Raw genomic sequence first — 23616 nt, 5'->3', positions numbered from 1 at the left:
TCCGAGCGCGCGAGCCAGGGCCAGAAGGCCAGGGTCCAGGGTCGCGTCCACCGGTGGGGCGGCGGGTTCGCCCGGCACCGGAGGCCGACGCCTGCCGGGCCGGCGAGAGGGTCGACCCGTCGCTGCGGGCTCGTTCGTATGCGTTCGGTCCATCATTGATCTCCATTGCGATCCGGTCGGTCCGGCTGGCCGGTTCTCGGCTTCCGGCCCCGTCGTGGGTGGCGCCTTGTTCCCTGGTGGTCGGTGGGGAACGGAATGACCGCGCAGCGCGGGGGCCTCGGGGGCGGCTCGTGCAGGATGAAGGACCTGCGTTCGGCCTCCGCCATCGCCTCGGCGCCGATGGCCTTCATCAGCGTCCACGTGAGGGCGTCGAAGTGCTCGGGTGCGATGACATCCTGGATGCTGAGCAGCCGCCTCAGCACCTCGGTGACGCGTTCGTCGGACGAGTTCTCAAGCATGGTGGCCTCCCGTCGTCCGGATGGTGGCGACGGCGTTCGTGATCGAGCGCCCGATGATGCTCCTGAGGGTGTGACCGTCGATGATCCGGGACTTGGCGAGGACGTGAGCCACGGTGTCGATGACGTCCATGTGGGCGGCGACTTGCGCCTGCGCCTCGGCGAAAAGCCTGGCGAGATCGCGCTCCACGACGGCCCGGAAGGCGGCGTCGGTCCGCACCAGGTCGAAGGCCTGCTCGTCGGTCGCGCGCATGGCGAGAGTTCCGCCCAGGCCGAGCGACGCGTGGCAGGACGCGATGGTGCGGGTGGCGGTCCCGAGGTCGGACGCAGGGTGGCCTCCCGCACCTGCGGAGACGCCGCCCCAGAGCGCGTCGGCCGCCCTGCCGGCGAGGATGGTCACGACGTAGGCGTCGAGCTCGTCCCGGGTGGGGGAGGCCGAGCAAAGGAGTCTGGCCCGCATGTACCCCGCCGTCGTTCCGGTCGGGATGATCGAAACGTGGGAGACTTCCGAGACCCCCATGATCTCGGAAAGGCATGCGTGGCTTGCCTCATGTCTCGCCGTCGACAGGATCTCGGCCGGGGAGCGTCGGTCGGGCGGGGTGATCTCGGCCATCAGGTCGGCTTGGATCATGGCGCGGCCGGCGACCCGTGCCGTGCGGCGCGCGCCCTTGACCCAACCGGTGATCTCCGCGCCGGTCGAACCGGCGCCCAGGGTCGCCAGCGCCGACAGGTCGACCCCCGCCAGGTCGTCTCCCAGATGCTGCCGTAGGATGCCGGCCACGGCGGTCGCGTCGGGTGGTTCGAGATGGATGACGCGGTTGAGCCGGCCCGGCCTGATGAGGGCCTCATCCAAGGCGTGCGCGTAATTGGTCGCCCCGATGATGACCAGCTTTCCGGCGTCGCCGGAGACGGCGCTATCGAGGGCCAAGAGGACATGCCCGATGATGGGAGCCCAATAGTCGCCGTTCCGGCCCAGGGCCGAGCGTCGAGGCAAGCCGTCCAATTCATCTAGAAGTAGCACCGCCGGGCCGTTCGCAACCGCTTGCACGAGCAGCGTATCCACGAACTTGACGATCTCGTTGATGTAACCTCCGGTTGAGGAAAACCAGTGCGCGACCGACGTTGGCACCAGAGGCATGCCCAGGGACTTGGCCACCGAGCGCGCAAAGGAAGTCTTACCTAGACCAGGAATACTTGCCAAAACAACGGCACGGTCGATTTGCTTCCAATCAAGCTCGCCCCGGCGCCAGGCGTCGACGTCGTCGACCAGCTTCAGTGCCCATTCCTGGGCGCCGCCCTGGTACCCGTGAAGGTCGCGGATGTGGGGAACGTCGGAAAGGTGAGGGGCGGCCATCGACCGGGATCGCGTCATGGCGGCGAGCCTGCGGACGCAGTCGGCCGGGGAGGATTGGATGCGGATGGCCGCGCAGAGGTCGTGAAAGGAGAGGCCCATGGCGACTCGGGGCGGCAGCTTGCGCGGGCGCTGCTTCGTCACCTCCAGGATCAGGTTGGAGATGACCCTGTTCGACGGGGCGGTGATCTCGATCCGGATGTCGGCGCCCGCGACCAGGGAGGCCGGCAGGTAGCGTTCCGGCATGCTGCTGACCCCGGCCACGTTGTGGTTGGCTGCCAGGTATCGGCCGATCTCGTCGTTCCCGACCTCGGGTCGATCTTGTAGCCGTGCGGCGCCGCTCCTGGCTACGACGTGGGGGAACGGTCCGTACCGGCGAAGGGCGTCCTTGATCGGATCGATCCAGTCGGGGGAGGGGACCTGGACGACGACAGCCACCGCGAGGAAGCCTCGCATGCGGGCGCAATCCCGGGTCGAGAACGCGTCTTCCAGGACCGCTCGCGCCAGAACGCTGGAAACGGGGCGGGCCTGATGCGGTTCGAGTTCGGAGTCGGCGACCTCGGCGAGGTAGTCGTCGAGGCTGGTGGGCTGCTCGCCCTTTGCGAGCGTCTTGAGGGGAGAGGTCTTCTTGGCCATGGCTTGCCTCCGTCACGAGGCAGCCGGGCTCAATCGAGCGCGCCGGTCAGGCCTCGGGGGGTGGATTGGAAAGGGGTTCGGCGGCGCGGTTCTTGGGTATTCGTTTCATCGGGAGCCTCCGGATGGGTGCTTCGCCATGTTCGGCAGGACCGGCCCCCTCGTTCCGGGGAGGGTGCTAGGGGCGGTCAGCGGGAGGGCTTGCTCGCCGTGGCGATGCGACGGTCCAGCGCCGCGAGGACGGCCCTCAGGGTGCCGGCGAGGCCATCCTCGCAGCGTGCGGCATCCTCGAAGACCCGACGGATCACCGCGCCGAGAAGTGCATCGGTGCTGATCGCGCGTGGTGGCGGGTCCGCGAACGACGGGTAGTATCGGGTTTGCCGGTTTGGGGTATCGGTCATGACGCTTGCCTCGGACGGAGGCGAGCGGGCGCGTTCGCGCCGGTCAGGCCTCGGAGTTTCTTGGGGGAATGGGCGCTGATCCGCCTGTCGGCGGCAGGGCTATCCCTCGGAGGTGGCTGTGTGTCGTCACGGCTCTGGCCTGCGGCGATGGTTGGTTCGCTCGAACCCGTGATACCGGGAACGGATGAGGAACGGGAATAAGGAACGTCTCCGCGCGAAGGTCAACACCCTTCGGCCAAATCCCTGGCCTTGAGCGCTTGCAAACCAGCTGAGGCTGTGGATCCGGGTGGATATCCCAGCCTATATTCCTCGCTACGAAGCGGAAGCAATAGTGGGTAGCGCTACCAGCTATCGCTACCCATCGAGGCGGAATCCGTTAACCATTAAGGCGCTCGCTCCTGGCGACAAGCGGGGCTCTAGTCGGGCTTCGGAACCGTTTCAGGCCTCACGATCCGATCTCCGTCTCGAAAGAGAGCGGGCATCGACGTTAGACCGCGTTCGTGTTTTGTTCTTGTAGGCGCAGCGCGTGGCGATTAGGGTTGCGACGGAAGCATGACGGTCGGACGTGCGATCCCATTGAGTGGATAACAGGTGATTGTCTGGTCTTGTCCGCTCAATCAAGTGGCGGAGCGGATGCCTAACTCGTCGGATTTGGTTATCGCGGTAGCGTCGAAAGTCCGGTGAGGTCGCATGAGCTTTCTATCTGACGAGGAAAAAGACGCGCTGTCGATCAAGCGAATGATTTTCCACGTGGTCGGGAAGACGCTCGAAGATCCCATCCTCCTCAAGGAGATAACCCCGCCGCAGCATCAGGACTTCTTTTTGGAGCGGGTGAAGTCCTCCCTTCGTGGCAACCTGTTCGCGTTCAAGGAGCATTCGCCGACGGAGGTGCTCCTTCGCGGGATCTCCAAGGGTGGCGACTTCACCGAGGAGACCCAGAAGCTCGCTCTGGACTTCCAGTCTCGTCACAAGAAGACGATGAGCGTGGGGGTGTTCTTCATCTTCGAGATGACGGCGGGCTACGGGGTCACAGTCTACGCCCTGGTGAAGTACGACAACGAGGACGTGGTCCGGTACGTGCTCGACGAGGCCGAGGGGGCGACGGTGCCCAAGCTTGAGCGCTTCCGGGAGTCCTTCGTCCGGAAGCCAGAGGCGATGCAGAAGATCGCCCTGGTCCGTCTGGACGCCAAGGAGGGTGGTCAGATCATGGTCAGGGACCGCAGCAACGTCGCCCACATCTCAGATTACTTCGAAGGCTTCCTTCGGGCGCGGCGCGTCAACGTTCCCGCGGACATGAGCGAGAAGTTGGCGAACGCCTTGAAGGATACGTTCAAGCAGCATCGGACGTCCCTACCGGACAACGTCCAGCGCAGCGGCGTCAACCGCATCTACGAGACGTTGCAGCTTGGGCTTCGTTTCGACCCTGACGATTGCGAGCCGCTGCTGACGGCGGTGTTCGGCCCGCTGGCCGAGGATGCGCCCTTGCGGACTACGCTGAAGCGGAAGCTGCGGGATCAGGGGGTGTCGGAGGAGACGTTCGACGTCGACCCCGAACGGGTGCAGAAGCCCCGTCGCCACGTCATGGAGACGGCCGAAGGCGTTCAGGTGCTGTACGACGCCGGCAAGCGTCCGAACGTCATCGACAGGGCAGACGGACGGCAGGAGATCGTGATTTTGACGGCGCGCGTGACAAGGGACGATGCCGAGATCGAAGCAAGTCCACGCCGCGGTTGAGCTCAGCCGCCCGGCTCTCGGGTTCTCGGTAAGCGAGGACCTCGGACACCTGCAGGTCGCGGGCGTGCTGGATCGTGCCGCGTTGGAAGCCTGGCAGGCGGTCGCCGATGGCGGTGACTGGATGAGCGTGGAGTGCGTGGACGAGGCTGGCGACGTCTTGCGTCCGGTCGAGGTGCTCGATGGGGATCGGGCGCGCATCTCGGTCCGCTACGAACCGGCCGCCCACGTCGCCCACGTGTTCACTCCGGAGGGCTGGCGCACGATCTTGCTGGGTGACCGGGCGGTGTACCGGGTCTCGGTCGTTCGGCTCGCATTCGACGACGTGAAATTTGCGACGGATGGCTTCGGGGTGGAGCCCTGGGTCGGTGCGCCTCGACCGGAGGCCGCACCCGAGCCATCGCCGGATACAGGCCCGCGACGTCAGGTTCGATGTCAGTCGTCGGACCTCATGGCGCCCCGCTCGATCCGCCCCTGGATACTGAAGAGCGATGCGCCCGCGGGTTCGTCCGGGTTCGAGATATGGCGAGGCATCGCGGCGAATATGATCGTCCGGGCCCTGCCCACGGAACTGTACCGCGACGACACCGTGGCTCGCGTCGCGCTTTCGGGACAGCCTCCCCGTCGTGTGGACCTGGGAGAGGCGACACCGGATGCGGACATGTTCGTGGTGCTGCAGCGGGCGGCGGCATGGGTCTACACGGAGGGGGCGGACATCGAGGTCCGGCACACCTTCCTGACGGCGGAGCTCGCGCGGGAATGGAAGCCCGAGCAGACCTTCGGGGCCGGCCTGCGGGACCGATTGGCACCGGCGCTCGACTCGGCCTCCCTGGTCTACAAGGCGCACCTTCGCAGCGGCAGCAAGGATACCCTCAAGGCGCTGGCCGACCTGAGGAAGACGCTGTCCGACGAGGTGCAGAAGCTGATGCAGCAGACCCGCGACCTGTCTGCCGGCGTCTGGCGGGACGTGGCCGTGGTGATCGGGCTGAACGCGTTGCGTGCCGCGACAGACATGACCAAGGCGCCCGTCGATAGCGGCAGGCTCGCGTGGGTGTACGTAATGGTCGCCGCCTATGTCGGCCTGTCCTACGCGATGAGTGTGAGGACCAACGGCAAGTTCCTGGCCGCGACCGAGGCCTCGCGCGTCGCGTGGCGGACCAAGCTGTACGCGTTCCTCGACGACGCCGATTACAAGGCGTTGGCAAAGCAGCCCCTGGACGATGCCATCGCCGCGTATCGTCGAACACAACTCTGGACGACCGTCGTCGTCGTGGTCGTCATTGTCGGTCTGTTCCTCGTCGCCGCCTCCGACGCAGGCCTTTTCGCGATGGGGGCGAGCGCGGACACGGTGATGTCGAGCCCGGGATGGTTCGACGTCCTGGCACCGTTCGGGTGGGTGCGGCCCACGGGGTCGTAGCGGATCGGGAGGCGCGCATCCTGACGGCGATGCCGCGCCTGTAGTCGGCTTCCGGACCGCGAAATACATGCCTCCGCAGGTCCGGTTTCTCGACTGCGATGGAGTAGCGATTGCGGGTAGCGCTACCTGCTATTGCTAACCGCCAAGATGGAATCCGTTAACCAAGTCGCGGCAGGATGACCCCGTTTTACGGGAGGCTCCGATGCCGGATCGGGACGAGGTGTTCAAGGCGGCCGACAAGCTGCGTTCGGAGGGCAAGGACCCTTCGTACCGGCTGGTCAGGGATCTCTTGCCGAACGGAGGCTCCCCCGGGCCGATCCTGAGGCTCCTCGACGAATGGAAGGAAGCACGCCGCTACCATCCGAAGCTGGAGGTGAAGGACGTCCCGAACGCGTTGATGGAGCACCTCGCGACCTACGGGAAGGCGGCGTGGAAGATGGCGCAGGAGCGAGCTCTGATCGAGCTCCGGCGTGAGCGGGAGGGCTACGAGGAGATCCGACGGCTCGACCTGTTGGATCGCGAGACCCTGCTGGGGTTGCTGGACGGGACGAGGGCCCTTCTCGAAACCGCCGAGGACGACATCGATGCCCTGAAGGCTCGCCTTGAGAAGGCCGAGGACCATCTCGCCCGGGTACGGGCCGAGCGCTACTGGGACCAGGTGATGGCCGAGGTGCACGCGATCCTGCCGGCCGAAGGCGCGATGAAGCCGAGGGACGTGCTGCCCAGGCTGTCCGAGGCGACCATCCGCGGGGCGCTGCTCCACAAGGAGGAACTGGACCTCAGGACCCTCAAGAAGAAGATGAAGGGCCGATCCGACCAGCAGAACTACTTCGCGTTCATCCCGGACGGCTATCGGTTCGCACGGATCGCCTGACCCGGGAACCGGGCCACGGGCTGGCGCATGGTCAGATGTAGTAGCGATAATCCCCCTGGGCATCGAAACCCTGGGGAACGTGCTTGAGGATGCGGCCGACCCGCCGGGCGGCCTGCAGGGTGATGGGCGAGGCGCCGTCGAACTGGGTCGAGTTCCAGTTCATCTTGGTCAGGGCGAGGGTCTCCGCCGCGAGTTCCTGGCTGGTCGTGTCCTGGCGATGGGGGCGGAGCATGATCGGGCGGGGGACCCGCATGCCGGGATAGGTCTTGAAGAACGGCACGCTGCCCCGGGTGTAGAGCATGGTGTCCCGGCCCATTTCCATCACGCTGCCGCGCAGGGGAGGGTAGTCCCCTTCGCGCATGGCCAGGAGGGGCGACCCCTCGTAGACCCAGACGAAGTCCCGGACCTCGATGAGGGCCTCGTCGATGGCGGCCTCGAAGCCCTCGACCTCCGCTGGGTTGAAGCGCGAGGTTTTGTAGAGGACCAGCCGCGCCGGGTAGTGCTTGTGATGCCGGCGGTAGGCGTCGAGCGCCCGCCGCAGCAGGTCGTAGGCATCCTCGCGCGACAGGTAGGGGTGGCGCTGGTTCCGTTCGGTCCGGGCGCGGCCGCCCTTGAGGATAAGGCCCTTGCCGCGCTCGTCGAACATCTGGGCGGAGCTGGTGAGGAGATGCTGCCCGGTCTCGTCCCGGTAGAAGCTGATCCCGCAATAGCTCGTCTTGAGCCCGTCCTCGGGGCTGTGGAGGCGCCATGGCACCCGCCCGGCCTTGTAGAAGAGGGCGTTGAACAGATTCCACGCCCGGGTCGCCGGGTCCTGGGTGCGGCGGGGCCGTCCGTTCAGCTTGCGGTTCACCTTCTGGGCGTCGTCCCAGGTGCTCGGCCAGATGATCTGGCTCGGGCAGCGCATGTGGATCGTGCGCGCCTTGAGGAGATCGCGAAAGTCGAGGGGCAGGCCGGCGGGCACGTTCTCCGGGAGGGGGTCCTCGTCGGCGTCCCCGGTGACGGTGTCGTTCACGACGCGCTCGATCAGGTCGGTCGGCAGGGCGAAGACGATGACGTCGGGGCGGGCGGAGGTCTCGTGGATGGCGAGGGCATGCTCGGCGAACAGGTCGACGGCGGCGCGGACGGCGGCGTCGTTGTCCCGTTCCTTGAGGATGCGCTCGATGTCCCGGCGCGGCAGCACCGTCCTGGCTCCGGCCTCGACCTCGAAGGCGCAACGGAAGGGGTTGGCGTTGCCGAGGCCGGGGAAGTGCGGGCGGAGGTTCGTCAGCCTGCCGGAGTCCGCGGCGATGCCGGTCCGGCAACGGTCCACGAAGCGCTCGAAGCCCTCGACGGTCTCGGCGGTGCCGATCACGGCGAGCCTGACCTTGTCGCCGGTGCCGGGCTGCAGCGGCCCGAACTCCATGAGGCCCATCCGCGGGTCGATGGAGCGTCCGCCGCCCCCGAACTCAAGCAGCGGTTCGTCGAGGACGTCGAGTTGGAACGTCATACCTGGAACTCCTCCTGCCCGCTGGTCCTCGACGCCGGGTCGCGGGTCTTCCACTGCCGCTCCGGGACGGCACGGGGCGCCTGGACGGCCTCGACGGGCCGGAAGCGGATCGCACCGGCGGCGGGCGTCGCCTCGAAAAGGTCGTCGAACGGCTTGGCGCCGAGCCCGCAGAAAAAGTGCCGCCACATCAGGAATTGGCCCAGGATGGCGCCGTTCTTCTCCAGTTGCCGTTTCTTGGCGAGGCGTTCGGACCCGAAGCGATCCGGCCTGGTACCGTCGCGGGTGAAGACGAAGGTCGGCTGCACGGACAGGTACCAGGCGTCCCCGATGCGCCAGAACCTCGGCACGAAGGCGTGGTGGCGCACGAAGTGGATCTTGGTGTCGTCCTTCTTGTCCTTGTAGACGGCGACGACGCCCGAGGAGGCCCCCTGCTTGAGGCTTTGGTAGGTGTAGGTGACGGCGATGCCCATCGGCGCCGGGGGGAAGTAGTAGGCGCGCTGGTCCTTGTCGAAGCAGAGGCTGCCGTCGAGTTGGGTGCGCATGGTGCGCCCGAGGAGCTTGATGAACTGGTGTTCCTCGGCCTCGTCGTCCGGGAACGCGAAGGTCTCCGTCGGCATCTCCTCCACCGTGTCGGCGTCGACGATGTGCCTGAGCGAGGAGGCGCGGGGATCGCGGAAGGCGACGAGGGTGTCGTTGCGCAGGACCCACTCGTCGGGCGGGCTCGGGTCGTGCCTGAGGAGCTCGGCGCGGGCCTCGCGCCCGTTCCGGAAGGGCGACGCCGCCATGAAGACGGTCGTGGGCAGCTCGATGCGAAGCAGGTTCAGGTGGAGCGGTTCGCCCCCGCGCAGGGGAGGCATCCAGACGCCGAAGCGGTCGGTGTCCACGGCGAGGTCGGCGAGCGCATTGACCGCCGTGGCGTCGAACGCGTCGAGGGTCTTGTCGACCGTGAGGCGGCGTCCGTCCGGATCGCCGGCCTCCCGGACGCTTTTCCAGTACATGCTCCCGTCGCTGAGCCGGACCATCACCACGATGACGGGGATGGTCCAGTTGCGCCAGTAGTCGACATCCTCCGGCTCGCAGAGGTACTCAAGGGACGTTCCGGTCTCCCGCGTGTAGGAGCCGGACTTCGTGGTCTTGACCTGGACGGCGATGGTCTTACCGGTGGCGGCGTGGGTGACCGGGTCCCGGATCTCCAGGGTGCCGTCGATCCCCGCCTCCATGCTGTCTGCCGGATTGAAGGCGAAGCCCATGGAATGGATGCGCGCCTTCACCAGCGCCTCTCCCTCCCGACCGGTGACCTGATTGTCGCTGTAGGTCTTCGCCTTTGCCATGCCTTCTCCCGGTATGCGTGATTACGGTGAGGGGACCGAGCGAGGGGCCGGTTGCCGCCATTCTCCGGACGGACGCAGGCGCCGGCGCGGACGAGCGTCCGGGTCTCCCCGGCACGCGCCATCCAAGGGCTCGCGGCCCGTTTCGACGTCCATGGGCGGGTTCCGGGTCATATCCGGCGATGTCCCTCTAAGGTTGGGTCCGGGCCGCTGGCCGATTGCCTCGGGGGGCCTTCGGCGTCGACCGGCTGCGCGGCCCCGCCTTGGTCGATGGCTTGATCTTGGGGGAGGGGGTTTTCGCCGGCGGCGCCTTGGGTTTCCCGGCTTTCGGCTTCGCGACGGTCGTTCCCGCCTTCGCGGGCGGCTTGGCTGGCGGCTTCGCCTTCGGGGGAGCGGGCGTGATCTTGACGGGGGCCTCGGCCATCTCGGAGCGGATGGTCTTCACGAGCTTGCCGATGCCCTGGGCGACGTTGAGGAAGGCGGCGTCGGCGCTGCGCCATTCGAGGACGTTCCGGCCATCCTCGGGGAGGAGCTTGAAGCCGGCGGCCTTGGTCTCCTTCCAGCCGCAGGGGCGAACGACGACGGCCACCACGCGCATGGTCCCGCGCGCCCTCCGGGCCATCGCACGCTCGTATTCGATCTGGCAGTACCGGCTGGAGATGTATTCCGGGCTGAGGAGCGCGACGAGGACGTGGGCCTGCTTGAGCGCCTTGGAGATGCTGGCGTCGAGCGGATCGCCGGGGTCCATGTTGCCGTCGAACCAGGTTCGGACCCCGTCCCTGACGAGGGGGGCGAGATGGGTTTCGAGCTTGGTCCGGGCGGCGGCGTCGAAGTGCGAGTAGGAAACGAAGATCCTGACCTCGGGCTTGCCGGCCGGGGTCCTTGCATTCGTCTTGGCGGCGGCCTGGCCGGCGGGAGTCTTGCCACTGACGGCTGTGGGGCTCGTCGCCGGCGCCTTCGGTTTCGCGGTGGCGGCCCGGGGGCGTTTTCGCGCGGCCATGGAGCCTCCAGAGCGTGACGGCCAAGTTCAGGGGAATAGGCGCTTCGGCCTCGTTTTGTTCCCTAGAAAGGTGTGGACGGCCAATATGATAGGCGCAGAGCCCACGTTGACGCCCCCCGGGTCGGCGTCGCCGGCGCAGGGGGGAGGCAGTGGCCCGGATACGAGCCACGTAAGGGCTAGCGAAACTGGCTCGGGCAGCCGGCTGAGGGGGGGCGGACACGCGCCACTTGGTGGGCACTTCCTTGCCCAGGCCGGTGAATGTTCCGCCGCCTGTCTGCGGTTCCGCGCGAAAAAACGACCCGGATTCTCGACTCTGAGGGCGTAGCGATAGCGGGTAGCGCTACCTGCTATCGCTACCTCGTTGGAAGGAATCCGTTAACCATCTGGACCGGGCCGGGGGCCCGGTTCCGGCTCGTGCCCCATGTCGAAAGGCCGGACTGGCATGCGACGGCGACAGGAACACCCTCGGGGGCATCCTGTTGGGTCGGCATCCCCTTCGGAGATATGCCATGACAACCGATCCCCTTCAGAAGTACCCCCGGCCGCCGTTCGAGGCCCAGCCCCAGGGCTTTCCCGGTAAGACCGGCAAGATGACCCCCGAGCCCGATCACGGCGAGGAGAGCTACAAGGGCTCGGGCAAGCTCTCGGGTAAGGCCGCGCTGATCACCGGAGGCGACAGCGGCATCGGACGGGCGGTCGCCATCGCCTTCGCCCGCGAGGGGGCCGACGTGGCCATCTCCTACCTGCCCGAGGAGCAGGCGGACGCGGAGGCGGTGCAGGCCTGGATCGAGAAGGCGGGCCGGCGTGCGCTGCTCCTGCCAGGCGATCTCAAGGACCCGGCCTACGGGCGCGAGATCGTGGCACGCACCGCCGAGACCTTCGGGCGCCTGGACCTCCTCGTGAACAACGGTGCCTTCCAGCAGCCGAACGAGGGGCTCGACGGTATTGAGGACACGGTCTTCGAGGACCACTTCCGCACGAACGTCTTCGGCCCGTTCTACGTGACGAAGGCGGCCATGGCCCACATGAAGCCCGGCGCCTCCGTGATCTTCACCTCGTCTGTGAACTCCAAGCACCCGATGCCGTCGCTGCTCGCCTACAGCGCAACCAAGGGCGCCCTGAGCAACATGGTGCTGAGCCTTGCCCAGTTGCTTTCCGAGAAGGGCATCCGGGTGAACGGCGTGCTGCCGGGGCCGATCTGGACGCCTTTCATCCCATCCGGGATGGACCAGGAGTCGGTCAAGTCGTTCGGTTCGAAGGTGCCGTTCGGACGCCCGGGACAGCCTGCCGAGCTCGCCTCGGCCTACGTGATGCTGGCCTCCGACGAGAGCAGCTACACCTCGGGGGCCCTGGTCACCGTGGCCGGTGGAATGCCCGTCCTCTGATCGATGCCGTATCGCGGTCGTCGGCCTCACCGGCCGCTCGGCGTGAATGAGGGAGGCCATGCGACATGGCATGGCCTCCCGAGGGCCAACTCAGGCGACCTCAGGCGTCGACCCGGACCGGCAGCGTCCAGTTCGGCCTGACGAAGTGGCAGGTGTACCCGTCGGGCCGGCGCTCCAGATAATCCTGGTGCTCCGGCTCGGCCTCCCAGAACGGTCCCACCGGCGCAACCTCGGTGACCACCTTCCCGGGCCAGAGCCCGGACGCGTCGACGTCCGCGATGGTGTCCTCGGCGACGCGACGCTGGTCTTCGTCGACGTAGAAGATCGCCGAACGATAGCCCGGGCCGCGGTCGTTGCCCTGGCGGTTCGGGGTCGTCGGATCGTGGATCTGGAAGAAGAACTCCAGCATCCGTCGAAAGCTCGTCCGTGACGGATCGAAGGTGATTTCGATGGCCTCGGCGTGGGTGCCATGATTGCGATAGGTCGCATCGGGAACGTCGCCGCCGGAGTACCCGACGCGTGTCGCCACGACCCCCTCCTGGCGCCGGATCAGGTCCTGCATGCCCCAGAAGCACCCGCCGGCCAGCACGGCCCTTTGATTGCTCATCGCTCGATCCTTCGCGCTTTCCGATGGCCTGAAGGTGGTTGGCAACCTTCGTTTTGCCCAGTGCCAGGCCCTGCAGGCAACGGTGCGGCTTCGTGGCGGTGTTCCGCCTTCCGACTGAAGGCTCCGCCCGAGCCGACACGCATCACCCCATGCACCGGAACGCAGGTTGCCTTGGCCTCAGTGGCTCGCGTGCGAGCACTTTTCGTGATCGGACAACGTCTCGATCACCCGGCATTCGCCGACGCGGCCCTGGCCGCATTCCGAGATCATCCGGTCGAGCTCGCCCCGCAGCGCCATGAGCCGTTCGATCCGCCGGTCGACCTCGGAAAGGTGGCGGCGGGCGATCAGGTCGACGTCGGCGCATGATCGGTCGGGGTGCGCGTTCATCGTCAGCAACTCCCGGATGGCGTCGACCTCGAAGCCGAGCTCGCGGGAGTGGCGAATGAAGTTCAGCCGCGCGACATCGGCCTCGCCGTAGCGGCGCTGCGACCCGGCCGACCGGGGCGGTACCGGCATGAGCCCGACCTGCTCGTAGTACCGGATCGTGGGTACCTTCACGCCGGTCCGCCGGGATAGCTCCCCGATTGCGATGTCCATGATTTTCCGCTTGCACCTCTAGCCGCTAGAGGTTGTAGCGTCGCCTCCGACCGATGGGAAGGAGACGTGATGAGCGAGCATTGCTGCGGGACGACCAAGGCCGACGCCTGCTGTTCCCCTCCCGAGCTCGCGCTCCCCGGGACCCCCACGCAAACGCCGGTGCACGACAAGGCCGGCGGCTCATGCTGCTCGGGAGGCGTGCCGGTCTTCGACGGCGTCGACCCACGCTACAAGGCCGTCCTCTGGACGGTGATCGGCATCAACGGCGCGATGTTCGTGACCGAGATGGCGGCGGGCCAACTTTCCGGCTCGCAGGCGCTCAAGGCCGACGCCCTCGACTTCCTCGCCGACACCGTCACCTACGGGCTGAGCCTCGCCGTGATCGGCGCATCGCTCGCCGTCCGCTCGAAGGCGGCCCTGTTCAAGGGCGCTTCGCTGTTCCTGATGGCGCTCTGGGTCTTCGGCAGCACCGTCTACCAGACGATGGTCCTCGGCGTGCCCAGGGCGGAGGTCATGGGCGTCATCGGCGTCATGGCGCTGGCCGCGAACCTCGGATCGGTCCTGCTGCTGCGCCGCTACAAGGATGGCGACGCCAACGTGCGCTCGGTCTGGCTGTGCTCGCGCAACGACGCCATCGGCAACGTCGTCGTGATGGTGGCCGCGCTCGGAGTGTGGGGCTCCTCCAGCGCTTGGCCCGACCTTGCCGTGGCGGCGGTGATGGCCGGCATCTTCCTGACCTCGTCCCTCCAGATCCTGCGGCAGGCCTGGGCCGAGCATCGGGAAGGCACCGTCGCGACCCATCCCGCGCCGGCCGAATAACCCCCCTCCGCAATCCATCGACCGACACCGCCCCCTACAGGACGCCATGACGACGCACGACGCACATGCCGGCCACGATCATGGATCGCATGACCACGAGGCCCATTCGGCCGAGGGCCATGTCGGCCATTCACACGGGCCGGGCCATTCCCATGCCCCCGCGAGCTTCGGCAAGGCGTTCGCCATCGGCATCGCCCTGAACGTCGGCTTCGTCGCCGTCGAGGCCACCTACGGGGTGCTGGGGAACTCGATGGCCCTGCTGGCCGATGCCGGCCACAACCTCTCGGACGTGCTCGGCCTCGTGGTGGCCTGGGTCGCCATGGTGCTGGCCAAGCGCGCCCCGAGCGCCCGCTACACCTACGGGATGAAGGGGTCGTCGATCCTGGCGGCGCTGTTCAACGCGGTGTTCCTGCTGGTCGCGGTCGGCGCCATCGCCTGGGAGGCGATCCAGCGCTTCGGCGAGCCCGTCCCGGTCGCCGGCAAGACCGTGATGGTCGTCGCGGCGGTCGGCATCCTGGTGAACGGCATCACCGCCTGGCTGTTCGCCTCCGGGGCCAAGGGCGACATCAACATCAAGGGCGCCTTCCTGCACATGGCCGCGGACGCCGCCGTCTCGGCGGGCGTGGTCATCGCCGGCCTCGTGATCCTCTACACCGGGTGGACCTGGCTCGATCCGGTCGTCAGCCTCGCCATCGTCGCGGTCATCGTCTGGAGCACCTGGGGACTCCTGCGCGACAGCCTCACGCTGTCCCTCGCCGCCGTCCCGCCGGGCATCGACCCGGCCGCCGTCCGCAGCCATCTCGAAGGATTGCCCGGCGTCACCGCCCTGCACGACCTCCACGTCTGGGCGATGAGCACCACCGAGACCTGCCTGACCGCCCATCTCCTGATGCCCGGAGGACGTCCCGACGACGCCTTCCTCATGGACGCGGCCGCCGGGATCAAGCACCGGTTCGGCATCGGCCACACCACCCTTCAGGTCGAGACGAGCGCCGACACCGCCTGCGCCCTCGCTCCCGCCAACGTCGTCTGAGCCATCGGAAACATGCCCGATCCGAAGGGGATGCCTCCAACCTGTGCGACCGGAGGAGCCCTGCATCCGCGTCGCGAGACATCGGTCCGGTGCTTCCGGCCACCGATGGATGAACGGCGGTTTCATGCCTCGTTCAACCGTCGAAGCCGATCCTGACGGCATCATCCCTTGAGGAACGAGCCATGCGTGTCCGCATCCCAATCCTGGTCGCCATCAGCCTGATCCTCGCCCCGGCCGCGGCGTCCGCCCAATACTACGGCGGCGACTTCGACAGGCGCGGAGACGTCCATGTCGACCGCTACCACCACGGCGACCACGACGATGTCGTCATCCACCGGCCGCATCGGGATTACGGCGACCGGGCCTTCTACGGGGAGCGTGGGTTCTACGGCGAGCGCAGGCACCACCATCATCATCACGACGACTATTGAGGCGCGAGCCACGTCTCGGGTCACCCGGCATGTACGGGTGGCCTTGAATCGTTCATAAGGCGACCATGACCACGGGACCCCGGATCAGGGCCTACGAGACGATGCGCGGCTGGTGGGCGTCCACCGTCCGCGCGCTCTCGCTCGTCCTGGTCATGGCTCTCGTCGTCCCCGGCGCGATCCATTCCGCCGAGGCTCACCGGTCCGTCAGCCACGAACTCTCCATGTCGGCCCCGGCGGACGGCTCCAGGCCGGACCACGCCGATACCTGTCCGGCCTGCCACGCCAATTGCGGCTGCCACCAGGCCCTGAACGTCGACGCGACGCCCGCCCTGCCGTCCCGCGGGACGGCGCGCGCCTCCTACGCGACCGTGACCACCGCCATCGGATCGGTCTCGCCCGACCGCCTTCCCAGGCCGCCTCGCGCTTGAGGCGACGTCGTCACGTTTGTGGCGCGTCACGGCCGGCCCCTCGCGGGTCCCGGCCCCTCACCATCGCGATCATTCAGTAAGGACCGTCCCCGGCCGCACGTGCGGCGAGGCGACGTCCCTGGCGGACCCCGGCCTATTCCCATGCGTGCATTCCTCTCCGTGGCCTTCCTGGCCATCGGCATCGCCGTCGGCGGTGCCTTCCCCCGTGTGTCCGAGGTCGTGCAGGGCGCGCTCGCCGCCGCCGGGCTGACGAACGCCCGCGCGGCACCACCGACCAACGCGGCCGTGACGACGCCGTCGACACCCACAGCCGACGATGGCCACGGTCATGGCGAGCATGGCCACGAGCATGCCGACGCCGAGCCCAAGCCTGCCGGCGAGCACAAGCATTCCGAGGGCGAGGCGCACGGCCACGACGAGGAAGGCGAGGGCAAGATCAAGATGACGGCCGAGCAGGCCGCCGAGCAGGACATCAAGCTCGCCACGGTCGAGGGCGGCATCCTCTCGCGCCATCTCCTGGTCCCCGGCACCATCGCCCAGGACGCCGACCGGATCGCTCGCGTCCCCGTACGGGTCGTCGGCACCGTGGCCGAGATGCGCAAGCGCCTCGGCGAGGAAGTCGCCAAGGGCGAGGTCGTGGCCGTCCTCGACAGCCGCGAGGTCGCCGAGGCCAAGAGCGACTTCCTCACCGCGACGGTCAAGGCGGACCTGGAGAAGACCAACTTCGACCGCCAGCAGGCCCTCTGGGACAAGCGGATTTCGGCCGAGTCCGCATTCCTGAACGCCAAGGCCGCCTACTCGGAGGCGACCCTGCGCGTCGATCTCGCCCGCCAAAAACTATCGGCCCTGGGCCTCAACGCGGCCGAGGTCGCGACCTCCGCTAAGAAGGACGAGACCACCCCGAACCTGTCGTCGCTGCGCCGCTACGAGCTCAAGTCCCCGCTCGCCGGCCGTGTGGTCGAGCGTAAGGTCGATGTCGGAACCGCCGTCGGCAAGGAGGGCGACCCGGCCGACGTCTACACCGTCGCCGACCTCTCCTCCGTGTGGATTGAGCTCGCGATCCCGACCACGGAGCTGTCGAAGGTCCGCGAAGGCGCCAAGGTCACCATCGTCGGAGGCGACGATGCCTCCCGCGGCGTGGGCAAGGTCGTCTTCGTCAGCCCGATCCTCAACCCCGAGACGCGCTCGGCCCGGGTCATCGTCGCCCTGCCGAACAAGGAGATGACCTGGCGACCCGGGACCTTCGTCACCACCGAGGTCGAGATCGCCCAGGACAAGGTCGCGGTCCGGCTGCCGAAGTCCGCCATCCAGACCATCGGCGGCGAGAAGGTCGTGTTCGTCCGGACCCCGGACGGCTTCGAGCGGAAGGACGTGACCATCGGCAAGGCCGACGACGATGCGTTCGAGATACTCTCCGGACTGAAGCCCGGGGACGAGGTCGCGGTGGCCAACTCCTTCGTCCTGAAGGCCGAGCTCGGCAAGGCCGAAGCCGACCACGACCACTGAGCGGGGACCGGCCATGATCTCGAAGATCCTCGACTTCTCCGTCCACCAGCGTTGGCTCGTGGTGCTCTTGTCAATGCTGGCGGCGGGCTTCGGCGTGTTCTCGCTGACCAAGCTTCCCATCGACGCGGTGCCGGACATCACCAACAACCAGGTGCAGATCAACACCACGGCGCCGTCGCTCTCGCCGGTCGATATCGAGAAGCAGGTGACCTACCCGGTCGAGACCGCGCTCGCCGGGATCAAGGGCCTCGAATACACCCGCTCGCTCTCGCGGAACGGCTTCTCGCAGGTCACGGCCGTCTTCTCCGAAAAACTCGATATCTACTTCGCACGGCAGCAGGTCGCGGAGCGGATCGGCGAGGCGAAGTCGACCCTGCCGCCGGGGGCCGAGCCCCACATGGGACCGATCTCGACGGGCCTTGGCGAGATCTACATGTGGTCGATCCATTACGCCCAACCGAAGGAGCGCAAGGTATCCCCGGACGGCAAGGCCGGCTGGCAATCGGATGGCAGCTACCTGACCCCCGAGGGCCAACGACTCGCGACGGAACTCGAACGGACGGCGTACCTGCGCACGGTCCAGGACTGGATCATCCGCCCCCAGGTGAAGACCGTGCCGGGGGTCGCCGGGGTCGACAGCATCGGCGGCTTCGACAAGCAGTACCATGTCCAGCCGGACCCGATGAAGCTGACCGCCCTCGACCTGTCCTTCGCCGACATCGGCCGGGCGCTGGAGGCCAACAACGCGAACCAGGGCGCCCGCTACCTGGAGGACAACGGCGAGGGCTACGTCGTGCGCGCCGCCGGTCGCCTGGAGACCATGGAGGACATCGGCTCCGTGGTCGTGACCACGCGCGGCGGCGTGCCGGTCCGCATCTCGGACATCGCCGAGGTCCGGATCGGGCGCGACCTGCGCACCGGGTCGGGTAGCGAGGACGGGCGCGAGGTCGTCATCGGCACCGCCCTGATGCTGATCGGCGAGAACAGCCGGACGGTCTCGGCCGCCGTCGACGCGCGCATGACCGAGATCCGGCGCACGCTCCCCCCCGGCGTCGAGGTCCAGACCGTCCTCAACCGGACCCTGCTGGTCGAGGCCACCATCCGGACGGTCGCGAAGAACCTGGCCGAGGGCGCCGCCCTCGTCATCGTCATCCTGTTCCTGCTGCTGGGCAACATCCGGGCGGCCATCGTCACGGCGCTGGTGATCCCGGTGGCGATGCTGATGACCATGACGGGCATGGTCCAGGGCCGCATCAGCGCCAACCTGATGAGCCTCGGGGCGCTCGACTTCGGCCTCATCGTCGACGGGGCCGTCATCATCACCGAGAACGCCCTGCGCCATCTCGCCGAGCGGCAAACCGAGCTCGGTCGCAAGCTCGACCTGGAGGAGCGCCTCGTCACCGTGCGCGTCTCGGCCGAGGAGATGATCAAGCCGTCCCTCTACGGGCAGGCCATCATCATCCTCGTCTACGTGCCGCTGCTCACCTTCACCGGGGTCGAGGGCAAGATGTTCGAGCCGATGGCGCTCACCGTGATCATCGCCCTCGTCTCGGCCTTCGTGCTGTCGCTCACCTTCGTGCCGGCGATGATCGCCATCGTCATCACCGGCAAGGTCACGGAGACCGACAACATTATCATCCGCGGGATCAAGGCCGCCTACCGTCCGGTCCTCGGCGCCGCCCTGCGGGTCCCGATGACTTTCGTCGCGGTCGCCCTGGTGCTGCTCGTCGGTGCCGGCTTCCTGTTCAGGGGGCTGGGACAGGAGTTCATCCCGCAACTCGACGAGAAGAGCATCGCGCTCAACGCCCAGCGCATCCCGTCGACGTCCCTGACGCAGTCGCAGGCGATGCAGTTGAAGGTCGAGCAGGCGATCAGCCGATTCCCCCAGGTCGCCTACGTCTTCTCGAAGACCGGCACGGCGGAGGTCGCTTCCGATCCGATGCCGCCGAGCTCGTCCGACACCTTCGTCATCCTGAAGCCGCAGGAGGAATGGCCCGATCCGGACCTGTCCAAGGCCGACCTGCAGGAGCAGATCGAGAAGGCCCTCGGGGCGCTCGCCGGCAACGTCTACGAGTTCTCCCAGCCGATCCAGCTTCGCTTCAACGAGTTGTTGGCCGGCACCCGCGGCGACCTCGCCGTGAAGGTGTTCGGCGAGGAGTTCGAGCCGATGCTGAAGGCCGCCAACCAGGTCGCCGCGATCCTGCGCGGCGTCGAGGGCGCCGACGACGTCAAGGTCGAGCAGACGGCGGGCCTGCCGTTCCTGGAGATCAAGATCAACAAGACCGAGGCGGCCCGCCTCGGCCTGAGCACGTCCTCGATCCAGGACGTCATCGGCGCGGCCATCGGCGGCCGCGAGGCCGGCATGGTGTTCGAGGGCGACCGTCGCTTCCCCATCGTCGTGCGCCTGAACGACAAGGTCCGCGAGGACCGCGAGGCCCTGGAGAACATCCCGGTGCCGCTGCCTCCCGGCCTCAACGGACGCGCCGCCTCGGTGCTCCTGAAGCAGGTGGCGAGCTTCTCCGTCACCGAGGGGCCGAACCAGATCTCGCGCGAGAACGGGCGCCGCCGGGTCGTGGTCACCGCCAACGTGCGCGGCCGCGACATCGGCTCGCTCGTCGCCGAGGCGCAGTCCAAGGTCGCGTCGGGCGTCCAGCTTCCGGCCGGCTATTACGTGACCTGGGGCGGGCAGTTCGAGAACCTGGCCTCCGCCCGGCAGCGCCTGATGGTGGTGGTGCCGGTGTGCTTCTTCCTGATCTTCCTGCTGCTGTTCTCGGCCCTGAACTCGGCGCGTGACGCGCTCCTGGTGTTCAGCGCAGTCCCGCTGGCACTGACCGGCGGTATCGCGGCCCTGTGGCTGCGGGGCATGCCGTTCTCGGTCCCGGCGGCGGTCGGGTTCATCGCCCTGTCCGGGGTGGCCGTCCTCAACGGCCTGGTGATGCTGACCTACATCAAGCAGCTCATCGCGGAAGGGCGGCCACGGCGCGAGGCCATCCTGGAGGGTGCGATGACCCGGCTCCGTCCGGTGGCGATGACCGCCCTGGTGGCGTCGCTCGGCTTCGTGCCGATGGCGCTGGCCACCGAGACGGGCGCCGAGGTCCAGCGTCCGTTGGCGACCGTGGTCATCGGCGGCCTCATCTCGGCAACCCTGCTGACCCTCGTCGTCCTGCCGGCCCTCTACGCGCGCTTCGCCGGTGCCGTCGCCCCGAGGAAGGCCACCGTCGAGAAGGAGGGTCCCCATGCACGCCCCGTCCTGCCCCAGGCCGCGGAGTAGGACGATGTCTCGCCGCCCCGCGCTCGCACTGACGGTGGTGGCGTGGACAGGGGCGGCCATGGCGGCGGAACCGACGGCGGGCGAGGCGCCGTTCGGATTGGCTTGGGGTCCCGTGGACCGTGTCGATGCACCCTCGATGGTCGACCGCGAGGCGAACCTGACCGGGCTGTACTATTTCCACGACCGTCCGCTCGCCTCGGGACCCGACACCGTCGAGGTGGTCCTGGTGGTGTGCAGGGAGCAGGGCCTCCAGCAGGTCGTCTGGGTCGGTCGGCCGCTCGACGGACCAGCTCATGTCACCGCACGCGAGGCCATCCGGCGCGAGGGGGTGCGCCGCTACGGCGAGCCGCGCCCGGGCATCGCCTCGGGGTCGCTGGTATGGCTCTCGGGCCGGGCTGTCCTGGCGACGCGCACCTTGCCGGACGGCACCCGCGGGTTGGTGATGTCCGTATCCGGCCCGGATGACGCGGCCTGCTCGGAGAGCCACCGCACCGCCACGGGCCACCCCGCCGGTTCCCACATGGCGGACCTGATCGGCGGGATGGTCCCGTGATCGTGCCGATCCGTCACGGCCTGCAGCGCCCCTCCTCGACCCATGGAACCCATCGGCGGGGGATCAGGGGGCGATGACCGGCAAGAAGCTCGCCCGGCAGATCGGGGAATTCGGCGGCGGAAGCAGGCGCCGACGCAAGGTCAGGCCGCATGTCCTGAGGGCGGCGCGACGGTCATTTCTGATGTCGGCGATGGCCATCGCCGTCGTGTGCGCGCTGTACTGCTGGTTCCACGTCCCGCGGTGACGAAGCTCGACCGCGGGGCCGATTGCCTTCGGGCCGGCTCAACCATGTCCGTGGCGATGGTGAAGGTCGGGGTAGTGCACGTGCTTGTGGCGCATCGGCTGGTGGCGATGCCAGTGGGAGTGGGGCTCGGTCACGGGACCATCGTGGTCGTGGTGGTGATGTTCGTCGTGCACGTGCCCATGCTCATGGCCCATCGCCTCGTGCGAATGCTCGTGGTCGTGCCGTTCCGCGAGGTGCAGCCAGAGGCCGACCCCCATCAGGAGCGCGGCGACGACGAGTTGCGGGGTCACGGGTTCCGGCAACAGGACCAAGGCGACGACGGCCCCGATGAACGGGGCGAGCGAGAAGTAGGCCCCAGTCCGCGCGCTGCCGAGATGGCGCAGCGCGAACACGAACAGCACCAGGCTGACGCCGACCCCGAGGAACCCGACGACGGCCGCGAAGCCGATCATGCCGGGCGGCGGCAGGCTCGCACCGCGTGCGAGGGCAATGGCGAGGTTGGCGCCCCCGGCGACGAGCCCCTTGGTCAACGCGATCACGACCGGATCGGCGGAGGACAGCTTGCGGGTCAGGTTGTTGTCGACGCCCCAGGCGAGGCAGGCCAGCGCGATCAGGCCGCCGCCCGCGTCGAGATGGACGCCCTGGCCCTGCCACGACAGCGCGACGGCGCCGGCGAGGATGGCCGCCGCGCCGAGCAGGAGGCGGCGGTCCACGTTCTCGCGGAACACCACCCAGGCGATGCCCATGGTCGCCAGCCCTTCTAGGTTGAGCAGGAGCGAGCCCGAGGCCGCTGACGTCCGTGCCAGCCCCAGCATCAGCAACAGGGGACCCGCCACGCCTCCGAACAGCACCACCGCGAGCAGCCACGGTGCGTCCGACCTGCGTAGGGGGGCCTCCGGCGCCTCGATCCGGAGGGCGGACCGGCTGCCGTGGACGGCGGCGAGGCCGACGCCCGCACCGAGATACAGGAGGCCAGCCAGCGCCTGCGGGTCGACCGATCCCAACAGGAGCTTGGCGAAGGGGGCCGATGCGCCGAACAGGACGGCGGACGCAAGCGCCAGAGGGACTCCGGGCCAGAGGTGCGCGTGACGATGGGCGTGATCGGACATGCCTCACGATAGCATTTGCGAGGAAGGTCGCATCCGCCCGGTGGGGCCGTAAGTCGAAATGGAGACCGCTCGAAACGGCGATAGCACGAGCCTTTGGTCGCGCTACGTTACCCCAAGTTGTCGGCTAGCGGTTAGGATCTAACGCTCGGTGCCGACTGCACCGGACCTAACCCGGCCGCCTGAATCGTCGTGGACGCTTCCCATAAGCGGTCGTTCGTCGGCCATACGGCAACTTCCACTCGGGGTGTACCGGAAGTCAGCCACTCGCCTCGAAGCGGACGTTCGGCATCCGACCCAACTACGCCGTAAGAGCAAGCCAACGTATCTCTTGAAAGCAGACGTTGCAGTCGATCTCGCCGTGCGAGGGCATGATCTCGGATCTCCGCCTTTCAGAGTGGTGACGCCGCCGCATCATTCCTCTGACTGCTCCTGGGTGACGGCCGTATGCCGTGGTTGAGGACGAGTCGGCGGTCACGCTGACGTCACCAATCTTTTTCGTGTGTCAGTGGAATAGACGCGCCCGTTCGGCATCTCTCCCGATGCGGTCATGGTCGACCGCCGGAGACCTCACTCATGCACACCATGCTGATCCGCGCTGCCTTTGCGGCCTTCGCCTTCTCCGCCGTCGCCGCCCAGGCCGCTGCGCCTGCGATGACGGCCGAGACTGCCAAGGGGCCGGCGCTCGTCGATTCCAAGAGCATGACCCTCTACACCTTCGACAAGGACATGGGCGGCAAGTCGATGTGCAACGGCCCCTGCGCCGCCAACTGGCCGGCACTGATGGCCGCCTCCGGCTCGGCTGCTAGTGGCGACTGGACGATGGTGACGCGGGACGACGGGACGATGCAGTGGGCCTACAAGGGCAAGCCGCTCTACACCTTCGCCAAGGATACGAAGCCCGGCGACATCACCGGCGACGGATTCCTCAACGACGCGTGGCACATCGCCAAGCCCTGA

At 67.8% G+C, this 23616-nt stretch carries 22 protein-coding genes; 13 read left to right on the top strand and 9 right to left on the bottom strand.

From position 1 onward, the window contains the following. Nucleotides 1-152 precede the first annotated feature (152 nt). From ASF60_RS14540 to ASF60_RS14530, 3 genes are all read right to left on the bottom strand, one after another. Entirely contained in the window at nt 153-458 is a 306-nt protein-coding gene (locus tag ASF60_RS14540; protein WP_056186144.1) for a hypothetical protein, read from the bottom strand. Beyond that, the gene (locus ASF60_RS14535; protein ID WP_056186140.1) at nt 451-2442 is read right to left on the bottom strand and encodes an AAA family ATPase; all 1992 of its coding nucleotides are present in this window, start codon (nt 2440-2442) and stop codon (nt 451-453) included. Before ASF60_RS14535 ends, ASF60_RS14540 begins: the two co-directional genes overlap by 8 nt. 185 nt (nt 2443-2627) lie before the next feature. Then, nucleotides 2628-2840 carry a hypothetical protein gene (locus ASF60_RS14530; RefSeq protein ID WP_056186136.1) on the bottom strand — a complete coding sequence of 71 codons (213 nt, stop codon included), beginning with the start codon at nt 2838-2840 and terminating at the stop codon, nt 2628-2630. 690 nt (nt 2841-3530) lie between these two features. Here ASF60_RS14530 and ASF60_RS14525 point away from each other — a divergent pair. The 3 genes from ASF60_RS14525 to ASF60_RS14515 all read left to right on the top strand — a co-directional run bounded on the left by ASF60_RS14525 (nt 3531) and on the right by ASF60_RS14515 (nt 6862). Further along, on the top strand, nt 3531-4574 hold the full coding sequence (locus ASF60_RS14525; protein WP_056186133.1) for a nucleoid-associated protein: 1044 nt from the start codon (nt 3531-3533) through the stop codon (nt 4572-4574). Continuing rightward, the gene (locus ASF60_RS14520) at nt 4540-5988 is read left to right on the top strand and encodes a hypothetical protein (RefSeq protein ID WP_056186130.1); all 1449 of its coding nucleotides are present in this window, start codon (nt 4540-4542) and stop codon (nt 5986-5988) included. The genes ASF60_RS14525 and ASF60_RS14520 overlap by 35 nt, the downstream gene beginning before the upstream one ends. A 202-nt stretch (nt 5989-6190) precedes the next feature. Next, the gene (locus ASF60_RS14515; protein WP_056186126.1) at nt 6191-6862 is read left to right on the top strand and encodes a DNA-binding protein; all 672 of its coding nucleotides are present in this window, start codon (nt 6191-6193) and stop codon (nt 6860-6862) included. A 31-nt stretch (nt 6863-6893) separates the two neighbouring features. Here the strand turns inward: ASF60_RS14515 and ASF60_RS14510 are convergent, their stop codons facing one another. The 3 genes from ASF60_RS14510 to ASF60_RS14500 form a co-directional block, all read right to left on the bottom strand. After that, complete coding sequence (locus tag ASF60_RS14510) at nt 6894-8348, bottom strand: argonaute/piwi family protein (RefSeq protein WP_056186123.1); 1455 nt, start codon at nt 8346-8348, stop codon at nt 6894-6896. Next, a complete protein-coding gene (locus tag ASF60_RS14505; RefSeq protein WP_056186121.1) occupies nt 8345-9679 on the bottom strand; it encodes a DUF4365 domain-containing protein in 1335 nt (444 codons plus the stop codon). Before ASF60_RS14505 ends, ASF60_RS14510 begins: the two co-directional genes overlap by 4 nt. Before the next feature lie 187 nt (nt 9680-9866). Continuing rightward, nucleotides 9867-10676 carry a toll/interleukin-1 receptor domain-containing protein gene (locus tag ASF60_RS14500; RefSeq protein WP_056186118.1) on the bottom strand — a complete coding sequence of 270 codons (810 nt, stop codon included), beginning with the start codon at nt 10674-10676 and terminating at the stop codon, nt 9867-9869. 509 nt (nt 10677-11185) lie between these two features. Between ASF60_RS14500 and ASF60_RS14495 the strand changes: the two genes are divergently transcribed. Then, nucleotides 11186-12061, top strand: coding sequence for an SDR family oxidoreductase (locus ASF60_RS14495; protein WP_056186116.1), 876 nt, complete (start codon nt 11186-11188; stop codon nt 12059-12061). A 100-nt stretch (nt 12062-12161) separates the two neighbouring features. On the opposite strand, the gene msrA is transcribed toward ASF60_RS14495, so the two are convergent. Both msrA and ASF60_RS14485 read right to left on the bottom strand, forming a co-directional pair. Continuing rightward, on the bottom strand, nt 12162-12668 hold the full coding sequence (msrA, locus tag ASF60_RS14490; RefSeq protein ID WP_056186112.1) for a peptide-methionine (S)-S-oxide reductase MsrA: 507 nt from the start codon (nt 12666-12668) through the stop codon (nt 12162-12164). 177 nt (nt 12669-12845) lie between these two features. Next, nucleotides 12846-13265 carry a MerR family transcriptional regulator gene (locus ASF60_RS14485; RefSeq protein WP_056186109.1) on the bottom strand — a complete coding sequence of 140 codons (420 nt, stop codon included), beginning with the start codon at nt 13263-13265 and terminating at the stop codon, nt 12846-12848. A gap of 69 nt (nt 13266-13334) precedes the next feature. Here ASF60_RS14485 and ASF60_RS14480 point away from each other — a divergent pair, with 69 nt between their 5' ends. The 8 genes from ASF60_RS14480 (at nt 13335) to ASF60_RS25180 (ending at nt 21550) form a co-directional block, all read left to right on the top strand. After that, on the top strand, nt 13335-14084 hold the full coding sequence (locus tag ASF60_RS14480) for a cation transporter (protein WP_056186106.1): 750 nt from the start codon (nt 13335-13337) through the stop codon (nt 14082-14084). A gap of 46 nt (nt 14085-14130) precedes the next feature. After that, nucleotides 14131-15117, top strand: coding sequence for a cation diffusion facilitator family transporter (locus ASF60_RS14475; RefSeq protein WP_056186103.1), 987 nt, complete (start codon nt 14131-14133; stop codon nt 15115-15117). Between the two features lie 182 nt (nt 15118-15299). Beyond that, entirely contained in the window at nt 15300-15548 is a 249-nt protein-coding gene (locus tag ASF60_RS25185) for a hypothetical protein (RefSeq protein WP_056186100.1), read from the top strand. A 65-nt stretch (nt 15549-15613) separates the two neighbouring features. Continuing rightward, on the top strand, nt 15614-15976 hold the full coding sequence (locus ASF60_RS14465; protein ID WP_244478437.1) for a hypothetical protein: 363 nt from the start codon (nt 15614-15616) through the stop codon (nt 15974-15976). A 141-nt stretch (nt 15977-16117) separates the two neighbouring features. Further along, nucleotides 16118-17482 carry an efflux RND transporter periplasmic adaptor subunit gene (locus ASF60_RS14460; protein WP_056186097.1) on the top strand — a complete coding sequence of 455 codons (1365 nt, stop codon included), beginning with the start codon at nt 16118-16120 and terminating at the stop codon, nt 17480-17482. Nucleotides 17483-17495: 13 nt separating this feature from the next. After that, nucleotides 17496-20753 (top strand): efflux RND transporter permease subunit, encoded by a 3258-nt coding sequence (locus tag ASF60_RS14455; protein ID WP_056186094.1) that lies wholly within the window; start codon nt 17496-17498, stop codon nt 20751-20753. A gap of 4 nt (nt 20754-20757) precedes the next feature. Next, nucleotides 20758-21306 (top strand): hypothetical protein, encoded by a 549-nt coding sequence (locus ASF60_RS14450; RefSeq protein WP_056186091.1) that lies wholly within the window; start codon nt 20758-20760, stop codon nt 21304-21306. A gap of 73 nt (nt 21307-21379) precedes the next feature. Beyond that, nucleotides 21380-21550: a hypothetical protein gene (locus ASF60_RS25180; RefSeq protein ID WP_200940972.1), complete on the top strand. Its 171-nt coding sequence runs from the start codon at nt 21380-21382 to the stop codon at nt 21548-21550. 38 nt (nt 21551-21588) lie between these two features. Here ASF60_RS25180 and ASF60_RS14445 read toward each other — a convergent pair whose 3' ends face one another. Next, nucleotides 21589-22659: a DMT family transporter gene (locus tag ASF60_RS14445; protein WP_056186088.1), complete on the bottom strand. Its 1071-nt coding sequence runs from the start codon at nt 22657-22659 to the stop codon at nt 21589-21591. Nucleotides 22660-23232: 573 nt separating this feature from the next. Here ASF60_RS14445 and ASF60_RS14440 point away from each other — a divergent pair. Further along, a complete protein-coding gene (locus tag ASF60_RS14440) occupies nt 23233-23616 on the top strand; it encodes a COG4315 family predicted lipoprotein (RefSeq protein WP_056186085.1) in 384 nt (127 codons plus the stop codon).

The sequence above is a fragment of the Methylobacterium sp. Leaf113 genome, from assembly GCF_001423325.1.
GTDB lineage: Bacteria > Pseudomonadota > Alphaproteobacteria > Rhizobiales > Beijerinckiaceae > Methylobacterium.
Note: the sequence above shows the minus strand (reverse complement) of the source record. Positions and strands in the feature narration are given on the sequence as shown.